The organism is Mycobacterium sp. 2YAF39, from assembly GCF_052114565.1.
Lineage (GTDB): Bacteria > Actinomycetota > Actinomycetes > Mycobacteriales > Mycobacteriaceae > Mycobacterium.
The window spans coordinates 1-2,986 of record NZ_JBFREZ010000023.1 but is presented as its reverse complement, the minus strand read 5'-3'; the positions used below and the strand labels follow the sequence as shown (position 1 = coordinate 2,986).

Below are 2,986 nucleotides of genomic sequence, written 5' to 3'. Positions count from 1 at the left end.
TGCGGGTTGATCTGGCCGGTGATCCCACGGTTGGTGATCTGCTGGGCCAGGTTCGGCAGCGTGCGTTGGCGGCCTATGAGCATCAGGATGTGCCGTTCGAGGTGCTGGTGGAACGCCTCAACCCGACCCGGTCGCTGGCCCACCATCCGATCGTCCAGGTGATGCTGGCCTGGCAGAACTTTGGTCAGCGTAATGGTGAGCTGGATGCCGGGTTGGGGGACCTGCAGGTCGCGACGTTGCCGATCGAGACGCGGACCGCACGGATGGATCTGAGCTTCTCGTTGGCCGAGCGTTTCACCGATGACGGTGAGGGCGCAGGAATTTCGGGCACCGTGGAGTTCCGCACCGACATGTTCGACGCCGCCAGTATCGAGACGCTGATCGTCCGGCTGGAGCGGGTGTTGGCGGCGATGGCCGCTGATCCAGGCCGGCGGATGTCGTCGGTTGATGTTCTCGACCTGGTCGACCGTGTCCGGTTGGACGAGGTAAGCAACCGCGCTGCATTGACCCAGGACGCGAGTATGCCGATGTCGGTTCCGGCGTTGTTCACGTCGCAGGTAAAGACAGCGCCGGCGGCGGTCGCGATCAGCTTCCCGGGCCACTCGGTGACGTATCGCGAGTTGGATGAGGCGTCGAATCGGTTGGCGCACCTGCTGGTTGGTTGCGGCATCGGTCCGGGTGACTGTGTGGGGTTGTTGTTGCCGCGCTCGGCCGAGGCGATCGTCGCGATTCTGGGAGTGCTCAAGACCGGCGCGGCGTACCTGCCGATCGATCCTGCGCTGCCTGATCCGCGGATCGAGTTCATGTTGACCGATGCCGCGCCGATCGCCGTGATCACGACCGTGGGCCTGCGGTCACGCGTGGACGGGCGAGACCTGTTGGTGATCGATGTCGACGACCCGGCTCTCGGCGCCCGACCTGTCGGCGCCCTGCCGGTGCCCGACCCGGCCGACGTCGCGTACATCATCTACACCTCGGGAACCACTGGTATTCCGAAGGGGGTGGCCGTCACCCATCGCAATGTCGCTCAGTTGATGCAGTCGTTGGATCCGGCGTTGGCGCCCGGGAAGGCGTGGACGCACTGCCATTCCTTTGCTTCCACAGATTCGGTGTGGGACATCTTCGGTGCGCTGCTCAGCGGTGGGCGGGTGGTCGTGGTGCCCGAGGAGGTGGCGACCTCGCCGCAGGATTTGCATGCGCTGCTGCTGGCCGAGCGCGTCGACGTGCTCACTCATACCCCCTCAGCAGTGGGCGTGCTTTCGTCCGAGGGATTGGAGTCGGTGGCGTTGGTGGTAAGCGGGGAGGTCTGTCCGCCCGAGTTGGTGGACCGCTGGGCGCCCGGACGGCTGATGATCAATGCCTACGGGCAGACCGAGACCACGGTCAATGTGACCTTGAGTGCGCCGCTGGGGTCGGGACCCCCGCCGATCGGCTCGCCGGTGCCTGGGGCGGCGTTGTTCGTGCTGGATCAGTGGTTGCAACGGGTGCCGACCGGTGTGGTGGGCGAGTTGTATGTCGCCGGTGCTGGGGTGGGTGTCGGTTATGTCAGGCGCACCGATTTGACGTCGTCGCGGTTTGTGGCGTGTCCGTTCGCCGGTGCTGGGGCGCGGATGTATCGCACGGGGGATCTGGTGCGGTGGCGGTCCGACGGACAGCTCGATTATCTCGGGCGTGCGGATGAGCAGGTCAAGATCCGGGGCTATCGCGTCGAGCTCGGCGAAATCCGAACCGCCCTCGATGAAGTGGAGGGTGTGGAGCAGTCGGCGGTGATCGTCCGCGAGGACCGGCCGGGTGACACACGACTGGTGGGTTATGTGACCGGCACCGTGGATCCGGCCGCGGTTCGAATGCGGCTCGGTGATCGGCTGCCGAGCTACATGGTGCCCGCTGCGGTGGTGGCCTTGGAGGCGTTGCCGTTGACGGTCAACGGCAAACTCGACACCCGCGCGCTACCCGCACCGGAGTACACCGCTGGTGAGTATCGGGCACCGGGCAGTGTGACCGAGGAGATCTTGGCCGCGATCTTCGCCGAGGTCCTCGGAGTGGAGCGGGTGGGGATCGATGATTCGTTCTTCGATCTGGGTGGAGATTCGCTGTCGGCGATGCGTCTGATCGCTGCGATCAATATCAGTGTGGGTGCAGGGCTTTCGGTGCGTACGGTGTTCGAAGCTCCGACGGTGGCGCAGTTGTCGCCCCGCATCGGCGCAAGTGAGCGTGGGCTGCAACCGTTGACGCCGGCGGAGCGGCCGCCGGTGGTTCCGTTGTCGTTCGCGCAGAACCGGTTGTGGTTCCTGGCCCAGTTATTGGGGCCCTCACCGGTGTACAACATGCCGCTGGCGGTGCGGCTGAGCGGACCGCTCGATGCTGAGGCATTGGGTGCGGCGCTGGCCGATGTCGTGGCCCGTCATGAATCGCTGCGCACACTGTTCGCGGCGCCGGAGGGCATACCTCGGCAGGTGGTGGTGCCTGCTGAACACGCCGACTTTGGTTGGGACGTTGTTGACGCCACTGGCTGGCCAGAAGCCGAACTGCTCGACGCTATCGGCGTGGTGACTCGGCATCCTTTTGATCTGGCGGCTGAAGTTCCGTTGCAGGCCAAACTTTTCCGTGTGGGCGATGAGTACGTGTTGGTGGCGGTTGTGCACCATATCGCTGCGGACGGGTCATCGATCGCTCCGCTGATCCGGGATCTGGGGGCCGCCTATGCGAGCCGCAGTCTGGGGCAGGCTCCKGGTTGGGCKGATCTGGCGGTGCAGTACGYCGATTACACGYTGTGGCAGCGCAGGTTCCTCGGGGAGCTGGATGACGGGGACAGTCTGATCTCTTCCCAGCTGGATTATTGGCGGCAGGCGCTGGACGGTCTGCCCGAGCGATTGCAGTTGCCCACTGATCGGCCCTATCCGTCGGTGGCTGATCATCGTGGTGCCACGGTGGTGATCGATTGGTCCGCGGAGGTGCAGGCGGGCGTGGCTCGGTTGGCCCGTGA

1 protein-coding gene is annotated in these 2,986 nt (G+C 65.3%); it reads left to right on the top strand.

Annotated features, from left to right (window positions below; all coding sequences use genetic code 11):
• Positions 1–2,986: amino acid adenylation domain-containing protein (locus AB4Z42_RS28270; protein WP_442012558.1), on the top strand; the 2,986-nt coding region annotated here is incomplete at both ends.